Source organism: Caldanaerovirga acetigignens (genome assembly GCF_900142995.1).
Classification (GTDB): domain Bacteria; phylum Bacillota; class Thermosediminibacteria; order Thermosediminibacterales; family Thermosediminibacteraceae; genus Fervidicola; species Fervidicola acetigignens.
The window spans coordinates 124944-141683 of the sequence record NZ_FRCR01000002.1; the positions used below are offsets into that span (position 1 = coordinate 124944).

Consider the following 16740-nt stretch of genomic DNA (forward strand, 5'->3'; position numbering starts at 1 on the left):
TCAGATTGGATAAGAACATTGTGTACGATGAAACAAAAATAGAAGTGCTCGAAGGATTGGAGCACGTAAGATTGAGGCCCGGCATGTACATCGGCTCTACCGACAGCAAGGGCCTTCACCATCTAGTTTACGAGTTAGTGGACAACAGCATAGATGAGGCGCTTGCAGGATTTTGTAAAAACATAACGGTGACGATAAATAAAGACGGTTCGGTGACGGTGGAAGACGATGGGCGCGGCATCCCCGTTAAAATCCACCCTAAAGTAGGAAAACCCGCACTGGAAGTAGCTCTTACGATGCTTCACGCTGGGGGTAAATTCGGGACCGGAGGATATAAAGTCTCAGGCGGTCTTCATGGAGTAGGTGTTTCTGTTGTCAACGCCCTTTCGAAATGGCTTGAGGTAGAAGTAAAAAGGGATGGCTTCAAGTACTATCAGCGTTATGAACGGGGAAAGCCGGTGACCGATGTAAAAGATTTAGGAAAGGCACAAGGAACAGGTACAAAAATTACATTCATGCCCGACGATGAAATTTTTGAGGATACTACTTTTAACTACGACGTTTTAGCCCAAAGATTACGGGAACAGGCATTTTTAAACAAGGGCCTAAAAATAGAACTTGTTGACTTAAGGAGCGGTAAACACCAAGTTTTCCACTACGAAGGCGGCATCGTTTCTTTCGTAAAGTATCTAAACAGAAATAAGGACGTGCTTCACGATGAGCCGATTTATATAGAAGCTTCAAAAAAAGACGTATGGCAAGTAGAGGTTGCATTGCAGTATAACGATTCATACGTGGAAAATGTGCTCAGTTTTGCCAACAATATAAATACCCAGGAAGGCGGAACGCACCTTATAGGTTTTAAATCGGCCTTAACTCGGGCAATCAACGACTACGCGCGCAAGATGAACCTTTTAAAAGAACAGGATGCCAACCTCTCAGGAGAAGACGTAAGGGAAGGTCTGACGGCGGTCATCAGCGTAAAATTGGTCAATCCGCAGTTTGAAGGTCAGACCAAGACCAAGCTTGGAAATAGCGAAATGCGGGGAATAGTGGAATCTGTGGTAGGTGAATCACTGGATAGATTTTTAGAGGAGAATCCCTCGGTGGCGCGAAGCATCGTAGAAAAAGCCATCAGCGCAGCGAGAGCCAGGGAAGCAGCGCGGAAGGCCAGAGAGTTAGTCAGAAGAAAAAATGCTCTCGATAGGAATTCACTCCCCGGAAAACTCGCGGACTGCAGGGAAAAAGACCCGAGGCTCTGCGAACTTTACCTAGTGGAAGGAGATTCGGCCGGAGGTTCTGCAAAGCAGGGAAGGGACCCCAGGTTTCAGGCTATACTTCCCTTGAGGGGCAAGATATTGAATGTTGAAAAAGCAAGACTAGACAAGATACTTAGTAATGAAGAGATAAGAGCAATGATAACCGCCCTTGGCACTGGGATCGGTGAGGACTTTGACATCGAAAAAATTAGGTATCACAAGGTGATTATTATGGCAGATGCTGATGTTGACGGTGCGCACATAAGGACTTTGCTGCTTACTTTCCTTTACCGTTACATGAAACCTTTGATTGAAGCAGGTATGGTTTATATAGCTCAACCCCCCCTGTACCAGATAAAAAAAGGCAAAGAAGTATATTATGCTTACAGCGATGAAGAGTTAAAAGCCATATTAGAAAAATTGGGCAAGGACAGGGAAAAGGCCGATATCAAGAGATTCAAAGGTCTTGGGGAGATGAACCCTGACCAGCTTTGGGAGACCACGATGAATCCCAAGACCAGGACAATTTTAAAGGTTACTTTAGAGGATGCAATAGAAGCAGATGAAATCTTTACGATACTAATGGGGGAAAAAGTAGAACCCAGGAGACAATTTATCTTTGAACACGCGGCAGAAGTAAGAAATCTCGATGTTTAACGGAGGTCTTATAGATGTCTGAATTGGCGAATAAGGTGCTACCTGTTGCTATTGAAGATGAAATGAAAAAATCCTATATCGATTATGCCATGAGCGTCATAGTAGGTAGGGCTCTGCCCGACGTGAGAGACGGTTTAAAACCCATTCATCGAAGGATACTCTACGCTATGGGAGAGCTCAATCTAACTCCCGATAAACCCCACAGAAAATCCGCTACAATCGTAGGAGATGTAATGGGAAAATACCATCCTCACGGCGATGCGGCTATATATGAAGCAATGGTGAGATTGGCCCAGGACTTTTCTATTCGTTATCCGCTAGTCGATGGTCATGGAAACTTCGGCTCCATAGATGGTGATCCTCCTGCGGCTATGAGGTATACTGAAGCCAGGTTATCGAAAATAGCTTTAGAGATGCTGGCAGACCTTGACAAGGATACAGTTGATTTTGTACCTAATTTTGACGACACACTTAAGGAACCGGCAGTGTTGCCGTCCCGCTTTCCAAACCTTTTGGTGAACGGCTCATCTGGTATAGCGGTGGGTATGGCTACAAACATACCTCCTCATAACCTTTCAGAGGTAATAGATGGAGTAATAATGATGATAGAAAACCCTGACGTGACGTCCCTTGAGCTCATGACTGCAATAAAAGGCCCGGACTTCCCAACGGGCGGCATCATTTTGGGAAGGGACGGCATTAAGGAAATGTACTCGACGGGGCGAGGCTCTATAGTAATCAGGGCAAAGGCAGCTATAGAGCCTATGGAAGGCGGGAAACAGAGGATAGTAGTAACCGAAATTCCGTACATGGTAAACAAAGCCCGCCTTATAGAGAAAATAGCGGAGCTCGTCAGGGAAAAACATCTCGAGGGGATAACGGACCTGCGGGACGAGAGCGATAGGAACGGCATAAGGATAGTGATAGAAATAAAAAGAGATGCTAACGCTCGAATCATATTAAATCAACTCTTCAAGCATACCCAAATGCAGGTTACATTCGGTGCGATAATGCTAGCGCTTGTGAATAATAGACCCCAGGTGCTCACATTGAGAGATTTAATATATTATTACCTGGAACACCAGAAGGATGTGGTGATAAGGAGAACAAAATTTGAACTTGCCCGGGCTGAGGAAAGGGTGCATATCCTGGAAGGGCTAAAGATAGCTCTCAATCATCTGGATGAAGTAATAGCACTTATAAGAAAGTCAAAGGACGTGCCTGCTGCGAAAGAAGGGCTGATGAAAAAATTTGGCCTTACCGAAAAACAGGCTCAGGTCATTTTAGATATGAGGCTCCAGAGGCTTACTGCCTTAGAGCGGCAAAAAATTGAAGAAGAGTATAAGGAACTTTTAGGGAAAATAGAGTACTACAAGAAAGTTTTAGGAGACGACAAAATTGTCTTAGGTATAATCAAAGAGGAGCTTATAAGGGTAAAAGAACGCTTCGGCGATGAGAGGAGAACCAAGATTGTTGCGGAATCAAAGGATTTTGATGAGGAAGACTTGATACCCGAAGAAGACATAGTTATTACGATGACACACTTTGGGTATATAAAAAGAATGCCCCTTTCGTCGTATAAAAGCCAGAGACGTGGCGGAAAGGGTGTAAATGGAATAACTACCAGGGAAGAGGATTTCGTAGACAGAATTTTTGTAGCTACTACGCACCATGTTGTTTTGTTTTTCACAAATTACGGCAACGTATACCGATTAAAAGCCCACGAGATACCCGAAGCGGGGCGCACAGCTAAGGGTTCTGCTATCGTAAACCTTTTGCCGTTAAAAAGTCAGGAAAAGGTAAATGCGGTAATTCCTATAAAAGATTTCTCCCAGGACAAATATTTAATCATGGTCACCCGCGAGGGGATGGTAAAAAAGACCCTTCTCTCGGAATACGAAAATACCCGCAAATCCGGTATAATAGCCATTACTTTGAATCCCGGAGACGAACTCATTGGAGTCAAGCTAGTGGGCGAAAAAGACGAATTGGTGCTGGGAACTGCTCTCGGAATGAGTATAAGGTTTTCAGTGAGCGATGTGAGCCCCACGGGTCGAACGGCTCGCGGAGTAAAAGCCATAACCCTGGAAGAAGGCGACGAAGTAGCCTCGATGGATGTGACATCTTTGGGCGATGAAGTTTTGGTGATAACAGAAAAGGGGTACGGCAAGAGAACTCGAATTGAAGAGTACAGGCTGCAGTCACGGGGAGGGAAGGGAATTATCACTCAGAAGATAAGTAATGCTACAGGAAAGCTCGTAGGTCTCCGGGTGGTTTCGGAAAAAGATGAGGTAATTTTATGCACTGCTTCCGGTATGATGATAAGACTAGAAGTTTCGGGCATTTCTAGAATGGGCCGAAATGCCCGCGGAGTAACCCTTATGAAGTTGGAAAAAGACGATATAATATCGGCAGTGGCGGTAATAAGGGAAAACGAGAAGGACTAGGGACCTAGTATCTGGTTTACGGTAATCCTGGTATCACGTCCGCACCGAGGGCATAGATACAGGTGGACGCACTTTTTTTCATCACGCCGCTCTTCAGAAGCCGTGATACTTATGTCTAGGTAAGGTTGATAGGGGTCTAGGTAATCCTGGACCCTTCCCCAGTCTTCCATAAGGCTTCCGCATTCAGGACATCTTTCACTGATTGTGATAAGGCCGTTGCACAAAGGGCAGTTATATTCCATTTCCATAATATAAAAATCACCTCTTAATACTATGGTTTCCCGTTACAGAATAAAAAATTTATGGTATTATATTCTAAAAAGAATTTAGAAAAAGAAGCCATGAGAAAAAAACTTTCAGCGCCTATTTTGGAAAAGTTAATATCTTATTCTGAAAAAGACGGCATTCGATTCCACGTGCCCGGCCACAAAGGCGGAAAAGGCTTACCCGAGTATTTTGAGAACTTAATGAAAGAGAATTTATTTCTCTGGGATGTGACGGAAATTCCGGGAATGGACAACTATCACGAGCCTTTAGGGGTGATAAAAAAGTCCCAGGAGTTACTTTCAAGCCTGTACGGGGCAGAAAAATCTTTTTTCCTCGTGAACGGCGCATCGTCAGGAGTCATGGCAATGATAGGAGCTGCTTTAAAAAAAGGAGATAAGGTCCTGTTGCCCCGCGACAGCCATAAATCCGCATTGATGGGAATTATTCTTTCAGGGGCAAAGCCTGTATACTTGAGACCAGATGTGAATGAAGATCTAGGCGTAGCAGTCGGAGTACCAGATTTAGAGTGGAAAAAAAATTTCGAGCTTAACGCCGATGCCAAGGCAGTTTTTTTGACAAATCCAAATTACCAGGGATTTTGTCCCAACCTACCTAAAATTATAAAAAAAGCAAGACTTTTGGGAATGAAAATTCTAGTGGATGAAGCGCACGGTGCTCACCTTGCCTTCAGCGACCAGTTGCCTTCTACTGCTGGAGAACACGATGTGGACGCATGGGTCCAAAGCCCCCACAAGACTCTGTGCTCCCTGACCCAAAGTGCCTGGCTCCATTTGAAGGGCGAAAAACTTGAAGAGGAACGTATCAGGTCTTATCTGGCGCTGATTACAACTACCAGCCCTTCGTATATCCTGATGGCGTCCCTGGATTTGACAAGAGCCGTGATGGAAAAGATGGGAAAAAGATGGGTGGAAAAAGGGCTCTACCTTGCAGAAAGGGCTAGGAAAATGATAAATAAAGAGACTCCTTTTTACTGCGTGGGCAGGGAGGTAAAAGGGATGGGCGGTGTTAATGATTTAGACCTTTCCCGGCTCATGGTTAATGTTTCTTGCGCTGGCTATACGGGTTTTTTCGTGGAAAAAATTTTAAGGACCAGGTTCAAAATATACGCCGAATACGCCGATTATTGCAATGTATACTTTATTTTAACTGGAGGAAACACTTCTTCGGACGTGGTAAGTTTGATCTCTGCTTTAAAACGGTTCGGTGCTCGAAGAAAAAAAATAAAGCAAATTATTTTCACTCCCGATGTGCCAGAAAGTGCCATGAGCCCACAGGAAGCTTACTTCTCTGCAGAAGAAAAGGTAAGACTTAAGGACGCTGCGGGAAGAATAGCAAGGGATGCAATAATTCCTTATCCGCCTGGTGTTCCCCTTTTATGTCCCGGAGAAGTTATACAAAAACATCATATAGAGATTATCGATGAAATAATAAAAGCGGGTGGAACTTGCATTGGAATAAAAAAAGGATTTTTAGCGGTGGTGAAAGATGGGTAGGAGTGTAAGAAAAGGAAAATTCATAACCATTGAAGGCCCCGATGGGGCAGGAAAGACAACTCAGGCTGGGAAACTGGTGGAATTCCTTAAAAGCAAGGGAAAGAGGGTTATCGCGACGAGAGAACCTGGAGGTACCGCTTTAGGGGAGCAACTCAGGAAGATACTTTTGGACCCGGAGGGTAGTCCTGTTTCCAGTGCAGAAGCCTTGATATACGCTGCTTGTAGGGCTCAGCTTCTTGAGAAGATGGTTATTCCGGCCCTCAAGGAAGGGTTTATAGTTATCTGTGACAGATTTGTTGATTCAAGCCTGGCGTATCAAGGATATGCTAGGGGGATAGGGATCAACCGAATACTTCAGCTCAATAAGTGGGTGATTGGAACTTATTGGCCTGACTTGACTATATTGCTGGACATAGACCCGGCTGAATCCTTAAAGCGGTTGACCGGTGGAAAGGACAGACTCGAAGGAGAGACTTTGGAATTCCACCAGAAGGTAAGGGAAGGTTATATGAAGGTAAAGGAGATGTTCCCTGAGAGGATAAAAGTAATAGATGCATCGCTTTCGGTTAAAGAAGTTTTCGAAAAAATCGTGGAGGAACTAGAAAAAACTGGTATACTTGAGTGAAACGAAGGGGGTGGTGCCCGTGAAACTCATAATGGCTGTGGTACAGGATATCGATTCACCTAAACTTGTTGCAGAACTGACCAGAAACAATATTGGCGTCACTAAACTTTCGAGCACTGGCGGATTCTTGCAGCGAGGTAATGCGACTTTGCTCATGGGTGTGGAAGAAGAAAGGCTTGACGAAGTTATAAAAATAATTGAGAAAATATGTCGTTCAAGAAAACATGTAATAACGCCATTTCCCGCATCTCCTGGAGAGACCATGGCTCCTTACCCTATAGAGGTGACGGTAGGGGGAGCTACGGTTTTTGTATTAAATGTTGAAAGGTTTGAGAAAATATGAATACCTTAAGAGTCCGGGGTCTAACATCAAAAGGTGACCTATCCGAGATGAATTTTTCTCCTTCAAAGCTGCCTTCAGCGGTGGGCGGCTTCAAGGACTTTTTGAAAAGTGCTCAGGAGGTGTATTCAAAGGAGCAGCTTTCTTCCATGTTATCATTGATAGAAGAGCAGGGAAAGAGACTCGTTAAAACCATGAGCTTGGCTGACCTGAAAAAATATAAGGAAATGGTCGGACGCTTCGTCAAATATTGTCTTGAGTTGGGATTAAAGCTAAAAGAAGAAAGACTTTTTTCCGGTCAAGGGAAGCAAAAGGTTCTAACTACTGTAAAAATTGTGGATGGAAAGCTCATAGAACTTACTGAGCTTTTGTTTTCAAAGAATGTCGACGTATTTAAAGTTTTATCTTTAGTAGATGAAATCAGAGGGCTGCTCCTGGACCTTTATGCGTAGAATTTTCCATGCTTATATTCTTCTAGGACCTGAAAAAGAGACGATAAAAAAAGCGAAGGAGCTCGCAAAAACTGTCAATTGCAAAAATGCTCTCCGCTATTGCGATGAATGTAATTGCTGCCGCCGAATGGAGGCGGGATGTCATCCCGATCTTTTTCACGTATTTCCCGATGGGTTCTCCATAAAGGTTGAAAAAATAAGGGAAGTGATAATGAGCTCACATCAGCCGCCTGTAGAGGCGAAAAAGAAAGTCTACGTGTTTCACGAAGCAGATAAAATGACCCCCGAGGCTCAAAATGCCCTCTTGAAGACTTTGGAAGACCCTCCTACGCCGCTAATCTTCCTGCTCCTTTCCCAGAATTTAAAGGCACTGCTTCCCACAGTTGTTTCTAGATGCCAAATTTTAGATTATTCTAGAATGAATGAAGGCAAGACTATTCCTGAGGATGTAAAAGAAATTGCGCTTGAAGTAATCATAAGAGGAATTGATTTTTCGAAAATAAATTTATACGTTCAGAAATTAACCGATGCTGAAGCAGAGGCCGATGAAATTATGGAATTTATAGCTTCGGTGTATAGAGATATTTTAGCGATTAAGACTAAGAGTAGGGCCAGTTTAAAGAATCGGGATTTGTTAGATGAATTAAAAGAAAAGGCAAAATTATCATCCCAGGCATTGGTAAAAGCTATAGAAATCGTATATTCACAAATAGAAGCAGTTAAGACAAAAGGAAATGAAACCCTTGCATGGTATAATTTATTTATGGGGTTGAAGGAGCAGGAGGTGATGTAGCATGGTCACGGTAATAGGCGTTAGATTCAAAAAGGCAGGGAAAATATATTATTTCAACCCAAAAGATTTAGAACTTTCGGTGGGAGACAAAGTTATCGTCGAAACCTCAAGAGGTATAGAGTTTGGAGAAGTGGTTATAGGCCCTAAAGAAGTCAAGGAAGAAGATATAATCTCACCTCTTAAGGATGTGATTCGTAGAGCTAATGATGAAGACGAGAATGTGGTGGAAGAAAACCGAGCAAAAGCTAAAGAAGCAGCCCGAATAGCAGAAAAGAAGATCCAGGAACACGGCCTCGAGATGAAACTGGTAGATGTGGAGTACACCTTCGACAGGTCGAAGCTCATCTTTTATTTTACGGCTGATGGCCGGGTGGATTTCAGGGAACTTGTAAAGGACTTGGCGTCGATTTTCCGCACCCGCATTGAGCTCAGGCAGATAGGGGTAAGGGACGAGGCAAAGATGATAGGAGGTCTTGGCCCGTGCGGCAGGATCGTGTGCTGCCACACTTTTTTAGGAGAATTCGACCCAGTGTCTATAAAAATGGCAAAACAGCAGAACCTTTCGTTGAACCCCGGTAAAATCTCGGGGCTGTGCGGAAGGCTGATGTGTTGTCTTAAGTTCGAATATGAAAATTACTGCGGAGAAACAAAATGCTGCGATGAATGCAAGGAGGCAGAAGAAATACTGAAAGTAGGTTTAAAGGTGATAACTCCTTTTGGTGAAGGAACAGTTGTCTCTATAGATAGGGAAAAAGAAACAGCGACGGTAAAACTTGCAGGAAGCGAAGAAGAGAAAGAATTTTCCATGGAAGAAGTGGAGCTTAAAGGGGATTGAAAGGTTTTAATTTGCGGGTTATTATAGTTTTAGGGATGCTGCTTAGAGGAGGTGGGATTAATGTTCCCCTTTGGATGGTATTATTACGATCCGACATGGATTATAGTATTACCGGCCCTTATCCTCGCCTTCTACGCCCAAGCCAAAGTATCCACTACATTTGAAAGATATCTCCGGGTCCCAGCTCGGATAGGCCTCACAGGAGCGGAAGCGGCGAGGGAATTATTAAGGGCAAATGGAATATACGACGTGACAGTAGAAATGACTCGAGGAAGGCTAAGCGACTACTACGACCCTAGAAACAAGGTGTTGAGGCTTTCACCGGAAGTGTACAGCGGCAGGTCCCTTGCCGCGCTTGGCGTTGCGGCACATGAATGCGGTCATGCAATACAGCACAATGTGGGCTATGTCCCGCTCAATTTGCGGAACACCATAGTGCCTCTGGCAGGAATTGGTTCGCAGATGGCCTTTCCGCTGTTTTTCATAGGACTTCTTTTTAACTTAGATTTCCTTGCGACAATGGGTATACTGTTTTTTAGCGCCGCTGTTTTATTTCAACTAATCACATTGCCAGTGGAATACAATGCTAGCAGCAGGGCGATAGCGGCGTTAGAGAGCGCAGGGTTAATCTCGTACGATGAAGTAAAGCCGGTTAAAAGAGTCTTGGACGCCGCAGCCCTCACTTATGTGGCTGCTACCCTAATGGCCATCCTTCAACTTTTAAGGTTGCTCGTATTGTTTGGAATTTACAACAGGGACGATAGGTAGGGGTTCTGCCCCCCTTATTTTTTTAAAATGTTATTAATATAATTAATTCTAAAGGAGTTTTTAAAGGGGGAATTTTTATGGATTTCGGCTGCGTTATTACCGCGATGGTGACGCCTTTTGATGAAGACTTAAATGTAGACTATAGGGCTTTCGAAAAACTGGTGGACTACTTGATAGAAAATGGAAGTGATGCCCTCGTCGTGACAGGGACCACGGGAGAATCGCCCACTCTTAGCGATGAAGAAAAGGTAAATTTGTACAAAATTGCAAAAGAAGTATCGCAGGGAAGGGCAAAAATTATAGCCGGGACGGGTTCTTACGATACCCGCCACAGCATCGAACTTTCCGTTAAGGCTCAAGAAATAGGCGTCGATGGCCTTCTGCTGGTAAGCCCCTATTACAACAAGCCCACCCAGGAAGGTCTTTACCGGCATTTTAAAATGATAGCAGAGTCGGTCGACATTCCAGTAATGCTCTACGATGTACCGGGACGTACATCTGTTACCATTGAACCAGAAACATTAAAAAGACTTTCAGAAGTTAAAAACATAGTGGCAGTAAAGGACGCGGCAGGAAATTTGGATAAGACGAGCAAAACAGTGGCTCTTGCCCCTAACCTTCGGGTCTACAGCGGAGATGATAGTCTTACCCTGCCAATGTTGGCCATTGGGGCTAAGGGAGTAGTAAGTGTGGCTTCTCACCTTGTGGGAAAGAGAATAAAAGAAATGATACAGGCCTTCGAGAAAGGCGAAGTGGGTAAAGCGCGCGAAATACACTTAGAACTCTTCGAACTCTTTAAGGCCCTGTTTGTAGTAACAAATCCAATACCTGTGAAAGAAGCCCTCAACATGGTTGGGTTTAAAGTTGGAGGCCTTAGGCCGCCTCTTGTGGGTGCCGATGAAAAGACAAGAGAAATTTTAAAGAAAACGTTGAGCAAACTTGGACTTTTATGAAATGTAAGTAAAAACTAAAATAGGCTGCCTTTTTGAAGCAGCCTATTTATTTGTGAACATTTTCCAGGATTTGCATCGTTTCCTGTTCTGAAAACTCATATTTTTTCTTGCAGTATTGGCATATAAGCTCTATTTTCCCATTTTCTTTTAACATATCCTGGGCTTGTTCTTTTCCTAAATTGACTATTACGGTTTCGAGCTTTTTCCGGGAGCAGGAACAGTGGTAACTAACCTGGCTTTTTGCGAGGGATTTCAATTTGAAACCGGGGAGAACTAAATCGAGCAATTCGTCAGGTGATTTTTTTTCATCTATGAGCTCACTTACGGATTTCATTTTTTTTATGTTCTCTTCTATGGAAATGGCAGTGCTTTCGTCAGCGTTAGGAAGAAGCTGGACGATAAAACCACCTGCTGCCCTCACCTTTCCCACTTTATCCACGAGGACTCCAAGGCTTACTGCAGAGGGAATTTGCTCGGATTTGGCAAAGTAGTAAGTGAGGTCTTCGGCAATTTCGCCGGATACTAAAGGTACCTGCCCCACGTAAGGGTCTTTCAGTCCCAGGTCTTTTATGACGGTAAGGGTCCCCTGCCTTCCGACGATGCCTCCCACGTCGAGTTTTCCCTTTTCGTTGAGAGGAAGGTCAACAAGGGGATTTGCGATGTAGCCCTTTACGTTTCCATTAGAATCGGAAAAAGCAAAGAGAACACCTGCAGGGCCTCTGCCATCCACGCGAAGCGTGATATTGTCTTTTTCGCCTTTTAACATCAATCCCATCATTGCTGCCGCTGTGAGCAACCGTCCTAAGGCTGCTGTCGCAGTAGGGGAGCAGCCGTGGATTTTTCTTGCCCTCTCTACCAGATCTGTGGTGCGGGCTGCAAAGGCCAGCACCCCTGCCTCCTCGTCTATGGCTCTTATTACATAGTCTATAAGCTCAACCAAAATTTATTGCCTCCCTTTGCATAAGAGTTGTGGCTATAAGTATTATACCACATTTTGGAGGCTCGACTGCATTTCAAGCTTTTAAAAGATGAAACCTATTTGGAGTTTTCGCTTAAATAATTTATTATCAGGCGGGCGGCCTTCTTTCCGGAAAGCAACATGCCACCGAAAATCGGGCCCATGCGGCAGCCGCCCTCCACGTTGTTGGCCGCCATCCCCGCCACAAAAAGCCCCGGCGCCAACATCCGCGTATTGGCCACCACGTCCTCCTCGCCTTTTTCAGCGTTCATAAAGGATTCCCGGATAAGGCCCGTGCCGGCTCTCCTGCTGTAAAGGTTGGCCAGCACTGCATCATGACCAGTGGCATCTAGTACTGCCTTGGCGGTGAGCACCATGGGGTCCACGTGAAGGCCGGCCATCTCTATGGCGCTATTGTTTACTACCACGCCGGTAATCCTGTCCCCGCTGGAGTGAAGGTCCACCACGGTAAGCATATTGAAAAACCTAATACCAGGATGTGCCGCAGCTTTGGCGATGAGCTTGCTGGCAAAAAGAGGCGCGGAGACTACCAGAGCCCCTTCGTCTTCCACAAAAGGAACATCGGCTTCTTTTAATATCCACTCCACGTCTTTCTGAAGCACCACTTTATTAAAACTCATGGCGCCACCCCATATCCCGCCTCCTGGCGCTAATCTCCTGTCCAAGACCGTAACCTTATAGCCCTGATCTGCCAAAGTCCAGGCGCAGGTAAGGCCAGAAGGCCCCGCGCCGGCTACTATCACATCGGATTTAACTGCATCTTCCAGATCCTTGAAGTAATGCTTCATGATGAGGCTGCTCACCTTTGTGTCAGGGACAGGAATGGAAAAAGATTTCATAAAAACCACCTTCCTTTTTTTAACATTTTCTTAAATCATAAACAACTTTTTTCAACGCCCTGACGTTTTCGGTTATATCTCCTGAAAATATAGAAGATATGCAGGAGATGCCGTCGGCTCCCGCCTCGATGACTTCCCCGGCGTTATCTTTAGTAATTCCACCAATGGCGACTACGGGAATTTTTACGTTACTTTTTATTCTTTTGAGGCCCTCCAGGCCAATGGCCTCAGAAGATGGTTTAGTAGGAGATGGGAAGATAGCGCCAACTCCCAGATAATCGGCTCCGTCATTTTCTGCTTTTATAGCCTCTTCGATGGTTTTGGCCGAGACTCCCAAGATTTTTTCTTTCCCTATGATTTTCCTCACCACATCTGCAGGCAGGTCTTCCTGCCCCACGTGCACGCCGTCGGCATCTACGGCCAGAGCGATGTCAACCCGGTCGTTGATTATGAACGGAATCCTGTAGGCTTTTGTGAGTTCCCGAAGCTGTAGGGCGAGATGATAAAATTCCCTGCTTGTAATATCCTTTTCCCTGAGCTGAAGCACCGTAATACCCGCTTTTATGGCTTCCTCCACGGCATCAACGAGATTTCTTTTGCCAATATAAGACCTTTCGGTTATGGCGTAAAGAGAATAATCAATCTTCATGCAATCATCCCCTTGTAGTTAATGAAAATCTCAAACGTTCAGCCCCGCCTTTTGGTAGAGATTGAAAAAGTGATGGACGGGACCCGCGCCTCCGCCTATGTTTACGGAATGTTTAATGGCCGAAGTGATGTACTCTTTTGCCAGTTTAAACGACGTTAAAAGGTCGTGTCCCAGAGCGAGGTTTGCCGCAATGGCCGAAGAAAAGGTACAGCCGGTGCCATGGGTATTTTTCGTCGGGATTTTTTCCGACCTTAATTCATGGAACTCATTTCCGTCGTAAAGCACGTCAACGGCGTCATCCTCCAGATGGCCGCCTTTTACGATTACTGCCCGGCAGCCGTAGGACATTATGTTTTCTGCGGCTTTCTTCATGTCATCCACGTTCTTTATGGTTATTCCGCTAAGTGCTTGTGCTTCGAGGATATTTGGGGTTACCACAAGGCATCTTATAATAAGCTCTTTTTTAAGGGCATCGATGGCGTCCGGTTTCAAAAGCGCATGGCCGCTTTTTGAAATCATGACCGGGTCTAGCACGACCTTTTCCGGCCTGAATTCATCAAGTCCCTTTGCTATTGCTTTTATTATGGCTTCGGATGATACCATGCCTATCTTTACTGTATCCGGCGGCAGGTCTTCGAAAACGGCCTTCATCTGCAAATACACCATTTCCGGCGAGATGTCCTCGACACCAATTACTGCTTTGGTGTTCTGGGCTGTGACAGAAGTTATGACGCTCATTCCGAATACGCCGTGGGCGCTGAACGTCTTGAGGTCCGCCTGAATTCCGGCTCCACCTCCCGAGTCGGAACCCGCAATGGTGAGAGCAAGCTTCATTTTCCAAATCCCCCCTAAAAATAAATTTACCCGCCTGTGCAGGCGGGCAGATCGATTACTCCCGGAATGGGAAAATCTGAACTGCTTCCCTACGCAGGCATTACCCTGAGCAGGTTCAAGGGGTCGAGACTAGAACCTAGCCTCCTCTCAGCCGAAGGCTCCCCCAGCAGTATTATTGGATTTGACATTTGATATTATTATACTACATAATTTTTAAGAAATAATTATGTATCCTGAAATTTTTGAGCGCTCATTATGGCGTTTACGACAGCCCGGGAAACCGCTTCAACTGCGGCAACCCCTATGACGTTAACGTCAGATTTGATGTCCCCGGTAGACATCGCAAAAATGGTATCGCCGTCGAACATCGTATGGACGGGACTTATAGTCAAAGCCAGGCCGTTGTGGGCTAAAGATGCCACTTTATTGGCCTGCTCTTTGCTGAGACAGGCGTTCGTAGCGACAACGCCGATAGTTGTATTGTTACCTATTGGAGCTTTTGTAGTGTATCCTTGAAGCAAGACCCTTTTAGTGTCGACAAATTCACCGGTTTCGGGATTTCTGGCACCTGCGATTATCTTTCCAGTGCCGGGTTCTACAACGTCACCAAAAGCATTGACTACCACTAATGCACCTACGACGATGCCTCCCGGAAGCTTTATGCTTGAAGTACCAACTCCTGCCTTCATACATCCTCTCATTCCCAATATTTTACCGACTGTAGCGCCAGTTCCAGCTCCGACACTTCCTTGAGCAATAATACCGCTATTTGCGTTAATACAAGCTTCGTAGCCCATTTTTTCATCAGGGCGGATGCGAGAATTTCCATAGGCCAAATCAAAAATCACTGCAGCAGCTACGATAGGGACCTTGGCAACTCCTGTATCAAAGCCTATCCCCTGTTCCTCGAGATATTTCATTACTCCGCAAGCTGCAGAAAGCCCAAAGGCGCTACCTCCGCACAATGCTACGGCGTGGATTCTTTCTACTAAATTCATTGGCCTTAACAAGTCGGTCTCTCTGGTCCCCGGGGCAGAGCCGCGGACGTCCACACCGCCAACCGCACTTTTTCTTGCTAAGATTACCGTGCAACCGGTCTTCGCTGTAAAATCTTGAGCGTGTCCCACTTCGATGCCCGGGACATCGGTAATTTTCCCCTCATACATAAGTTGTTCCCCCTAATTGAATGTACACAGTTTCCACAGATTTATCCACAGACTGCCTTTTTAAAAATTCGACACCGTAAAGAGGCATTCCTTCTTTGAGTTCTGGATGAGTTTAATTTAAAAAAAATTATATCTATATGGTATTGACAGTGAATAAAAATGATATTATAATTCCTAAAAAAGTCAAAGGCAATGAGGGAAAGAGTAGCCGTATCTGCCATCAAGAGAGCCGGTGGGAGGTGCGAACCGGTTGGGGCTACGGTGAAGTACATTCCGGAGCCGCAGGCTGAAAGGCAAATGCAAATTGGGCCGAGTAGGCTGAGCCGTGTCCCTTCGTTAAAGGGGAAGAGTGGGTTTGTCGCAAAATAAAAGCGGCAGACCAAGTAGGGTGGTACCGCGGGAAAACCCGCCCCTTTTAGGGGCGGTTTTTTTTTATCATTTTTCCGAGAGGTGAGAGCATGGCAATAAGGATTGGATACCTGGGACCTGCAGGAACTTTCACTGAAGAGGCTATGTGTTTATATACCAGCGGTAATGAGCATTATGAAAAACTGGAATTTTCTTCAATTCCGGAAATGATTTACTCTATCGGAACGAAAATAGACGAGGCGGTAGTGCCCTTTGAAAACTCTATAGAAGGTTCTGTCAACGTAACTTTAGACCTATTAATCCATGAATCGATGGCGATGATCAAAAAAGAGCTTGTGCTTCCAGTAAATCAAAATTTACTTGCAAAAAAGCCTTTTTCCTTGGAAGAAATAGAAATAGTTTATTCCCATCCTCAGGCCCTTTATCAGTGCCGCAGATTTTTGCATGAAAGGCTGCCGAAAGCTTTGTGGAGGGAGACGGAGAGCACTGCCGAGGCTGCCAGGATAGTGGCAAAGTCTGAAAAGCCATGGGCGGCAGTAGGGCATAGACGCCTGGGAGAACTATATGGCTTATTAATCGTTGCTGAAAATATCCAAGATTACAAGAACAATGTCACGAGGTTTATCATTTTATCCCATGAGGACAGTTTACCAACAGGTTTTGATAGGACTTCTGTAGTCTTTGCAACGGAAAACAAGCCGGGTAGCCTTTACAGAGTCTTGGGATTTTTCGCGAGAGAAAACTTAAACCTGACGAAAATAGAATCGAGGCCTTCCCGAAAGGCTCTAGGCGAGTATGTATTTTTACTGGAAGTTGAAGGACACCGCGACGATGAAGTCTTGAAAAAAGTGCTGATGGAAGTCCAAAATAACACGACTTATTTTAAAATCCTAGGGTCGTATCCCCGGTGGCAGGAGGGATATCCCCCCGCAGGGGGGGATAGAAAAGATCCGAACCTCTAAGACTTGAAATTAAAAAAATGAGCGGAGGGATT

The 16740-nt window shown here is 45.0% G+C and carries 17 protein-coding genes, 1 riboswitch and 1 other annotated feature; of the genes, 11 read left to right on the plus strand and 6 right to left on the minus strand.

What is annotated here, in order from left to right:
- Positions 1–5: 5 nt before the first annotated feature.
- Together gyrB and gyrA are read left to right on the plus strand one after the other, a co-directional pair.
- Entirely contained in the window at positions 6–1916 is a 1911-nt protein-coding gene (gyrB, locus tag BUB66_RS02180) for a DNA topoisomerase (ATP-hydrolyzing) subunit B (protein ID WP_073253957.1), read from the plus strand.
- Positions 1917–1930: 14 nt separating this feature from the next.
- Positions 1931–4363 carry a DNA gyrase subunit A gene (gyrA, locus tag BUB66_RS02185; RefSeq protein ID WP_073253960.1) on the plus strand — a complete coding sequence of 811 codons (2433 nt, stop codon included), beginning with the start codon at positions 1931–1933 and terminating at the stop codon, positions 4361–4363.
- Here gyrA and BUB66_RS02190 read toward each other — a convergent pair.
- A complete protein-coding gene (locus BUB66_RS02190; RefSeq protein ID WP_084098593.1) occupies positions 4360–4611 on the minus strand; it encodes a hypothetical protein in 252 nt (83 codons plus the stop codon). The two genes, gyrA and BUB66_RS02190, sit on opposite strands and share 4 nt — an antisense overlap.
- Before the next feature lie 54 nt (positions 4612–4665).
- On the opposite strand from BUB66_RS02190, the gene BUB66_RS02195 reads away from it, so the two are divergent.
- The 8 genes from BUB66_RS02195 (at position 4666) to dapA (ending at position 10910) form a co-directional block, all read left to right on the plus strand.
- Entirely contained in the window at positions 4666–6144 is a 1479-nt protein-coding gene (locus BUB66_RS02195) for an aminotransferase class I/II-fold pyridoxal phosphate-dependent enzyme (protein WP_084098596.1), read from the plus strand.
- Entirely contained in the window at positions 6137–6769 is a 633-nt protein-coding gene (tmk, locus tag BUB66_RS02200) for a dTMP kinase (RefSeq protein ID WP_073253963.1), read from the plus strand. The genes BUB66_RS02195 and tmk overlap by 8 nt, the downstream gene beginning before the upstream one ends.
- 19 nt (positions 6770–6788) lie before the next feature.
- Positions 6789–7112 (plus strand): cyclic-di-AMP receptor, encoded by a 324-nt coding sequence (locus BUB66_RS02205; RefSeq protein WP_073253966.1) that lies wholly within the window; start codon positions 6789–6791, stop codon positions 7110–7112.
- A gap of 47 nt (positions 7113–7159) precedes the next feature.
- Positions 7160–7561, plus strand: coding sequence for a YaaR family protein (locus BUB66_RS02210; protein ID WP_073253970.1), 402 nt, complete (start codon positions 7160–7162; stop codon positions 7559–7561).
- The gene (locus tag BUB66_RS02215) at positions 7554–8354 is read left to right on the plus strand and encodes a DNA polymerase III subunit (protein WP_073253972.1); all 801 of its coding nucleotides are present in this window, start codon (positions 7554–7556) and stop codon (positions 8352–8354) included. The genes BUB66_RS02210 and BUB66_RS02215 overlap by 8 nt, the downstream gene beginning before the upstream one ends.
- Position 8355: 1 nt before the next feature.
- Positions 8356–9189 (plus strand): PSP1 domain-containing protein, encoded by an 834-nt coding sequence (locus BUB66_RS02220; protein ID WP_073253975.1) that lies wholly within the window; start codon positions 8356–8358, stop codon positions 9187–9189.
- Positions 9190–9249: 60 nt separating this feature from the next.
- Positions 9250–9957, plus strand: a complete 708-nt coding sequence (locus BUB66_RS02225; RefSeq protein ID WP_073253978.1) for a zinc metallopeptidase — start codon at positions 9250–9252, stop codon at positions 9955–9957.
- 77 nt (positions 9958–10034) lie between these two features.
- Positions 10035–10910, plus strand: a complete 876-nt coding sequence (gene dapA / locus BUB66_RS02230; protein ID WP_073253981.1) for a 4-hydroxy-tetrahydrodipicolinate synthase — start codon at positions 10035–10037, stop codon at positions 10908–10910.
- Positions 10911–10956: 46 nt separating this feature from the next.
- On the opposite strand, the gene hslO is transcribed toward dapA, so the two are convergent.
- From hslO to BUB66_RS02255, 5 genes are all read right to left on the minus strand, one after another.
- Entirely contained in the window at positions 10957–11850 is an 894-nt protein-coding gene (hslO, locus tag BUB66_RS02235; protein WP_073253984.1) for an Hsp33 family molecular chaperone HslO, read from the minus strand.
- A gap of 95 nt (positions 11851–11945) precedes the next feature.
- Positions 11946–12728 (minus strand): sulfide-dependent adenosine diphosphate thiazole synthase, encoded by a 783-nt coding sequence (locus BUB66_RS02240; RefSeq protein WP_073253986.1) that lies wholly within the window; start codon positions 12726–12728, stop codon positions 11946–11948.
- A 19-nt stretch (positions 12729–12747) separates the two neighbouring features.
- Positions 12748–13377, minus strand: coding sequence for a thiamine phosphate synthase (thiE, locus tag BUB66_RS02245; protein ID WP_073253989.1), 630 nt, complete (start codon positions 13375–13377; stop codon positions 12748–12750).
- A gap of 30 nt (positions 13378–13407) precedes the next feature.
- A complete protein-coding gene (gene thiD, locus BUB66_RS02250) occupies positions 13408–14211 on the minus strand; it encodes a bifunctional hydroxymethylpyrimidine kinase/phosphomethylpyrimidine kinase (RefSeq protein WP_073253991.1) in 804 nt (267 codons plus the stop codon).
- A gap of 69 nt (positions 14212–14280) precedes the next feature.
- A riboswitch (TPP riboswitch) is annotated at positions 14281–14386 on the minus strand.
- A gap of 49 nt (positions 14387–14435) precedes the next feature.
- Positions 14436–15377, minus strand: a complete 942-nt coding sequence (locus BUB66_RS02255) for a P1 family peptidase (RefSeq protein WP_073253994.1) — start codon at positions 15375–15377, stop codon at positions 14436–14438.
- A gap of 183 nt (positions 15378–15560) precedes the next feature.
- Positions 15561–15794, plus strand: a binding site (T-box leader).
- Between the two features lie 41 nt (positions 15795–15835).
- Here BUB66_RS02255 and pheA point away from each other — a divergent pair.
- On the plus strand, positions 15836–16708 hold the full coding sequence (gene pheA / locus BUB66_RS02260; protein WP_198409332.1) for a prephenate dehydratase: 873 nt from the start codon (positions 15836–15838) through the stop codon (positions 16706–16708).
- Positions 16709–16740 lie beyond the last annotated feature (32 nt).

What these genes read in the sequence shown, in the direction of transcription:
- gyrA (WP_073253960.1), top strand. Translation starts at nt 1,931, where the DNA reads ATGTCTGAATTGGCGAATAAGGTGCTACCTGTTGCTATTGAAGATGAA.
- BUB66_RS02190 (WP_084098593.1), bottom strand. Translation starts at nt 4,611, where the DNA reads ATGGAAATGGAATATAACTGCCCTTTGTGCAACGGCCTTATCACAATC.
- BUB66_RS02195 (WP_084098596.1), top strand. Translation starts at nt 4,666, where the DNA reads ATGGTATTATATTCTAAAAAGAATTTAGAAAAAGAAGCCATGAGAAAA.
- tmk (WP_073253963.1), top strand. Translation starts at nt 6,137, where the DNA reads ATGGGTAGGAGTGTAAGAAAAGGAAAATTCATAACCATTGAAGGCCCC.
- BUB66_RS02210 (WP_073253970.1), top strand. Translation starts at nt 7,160, where the DNA reads ATGAATTTTTCTCCTTCAAAGCTGCCTTCAGCGGTGGGCGGCTTCAAG.
- BUB66_RS02215 (WP_073253972.1), top strand. Translation starts at nt 7,554, where the DNA reads ATGCGTAGAATTTTCCATGCTTATATTCTTCTAGGACCTGAAAAAGAG.
- BUB66_RS02220 (WP_073253975.1), top strand. Translation starts at nt 8,356, where the DNA reads ATGGTCACGGTAATAGGCGTTAGATTCAAAAAGGCAGGGAAAATATAT.
- BUB66_RS02225 (WP_073253978.1), top strand. Translation starts at nt 9,250, where the DNA reads ATGTTCCCCTTTGGATGGTATTATTACGATCCGACATGGATTATAGTA.
- dapA (WP_073253981.1), top strand. Translation starts at nt 10,035, where the DNA reads ATGGATTTCGGCTGCGTTATTACCGCGATGGTGACGCCTTTTGATGAA.
- BUB66_RS02240 (WP_073253986.1), bottom strand. Translation starts at nt 12,728, where the DNA reads ATGAAATCTTTTTCCATTCCTGTCCCTGACACAAAGGTGAGCAGCCTC.
- thiE (WP_073253989.1), bottom strand. Translation starts at nt 13,377, where the DNA reads ATGAAGATTGATTATTCTCTTTACGCCATAACCGAAAGGTCTTATATT.
- thiD (WP_073253991.1), bottom strand. Translation starts at nt 14,211, where the DNA reads ATGAAGCTTGCTCTCACCATTGCGGGTTCCGACTCGGGAGGTGGAGCC.
- BUB66_RS02255 (WP_073253994.1), bottom strand. Translation starts at nt 15,377, where the DNA reads ATGTATGAGGGGAAAATTACCGATGTCCCGGGCATCGAAGTGGGACAC.
- pheA (WP_198409332.1), top strand. Translation starts at nt 15,836, where the DNA reads ATGGCAATAAGGATTGGATACCTGGGACCTGCAGGAACTTTCACTGAA.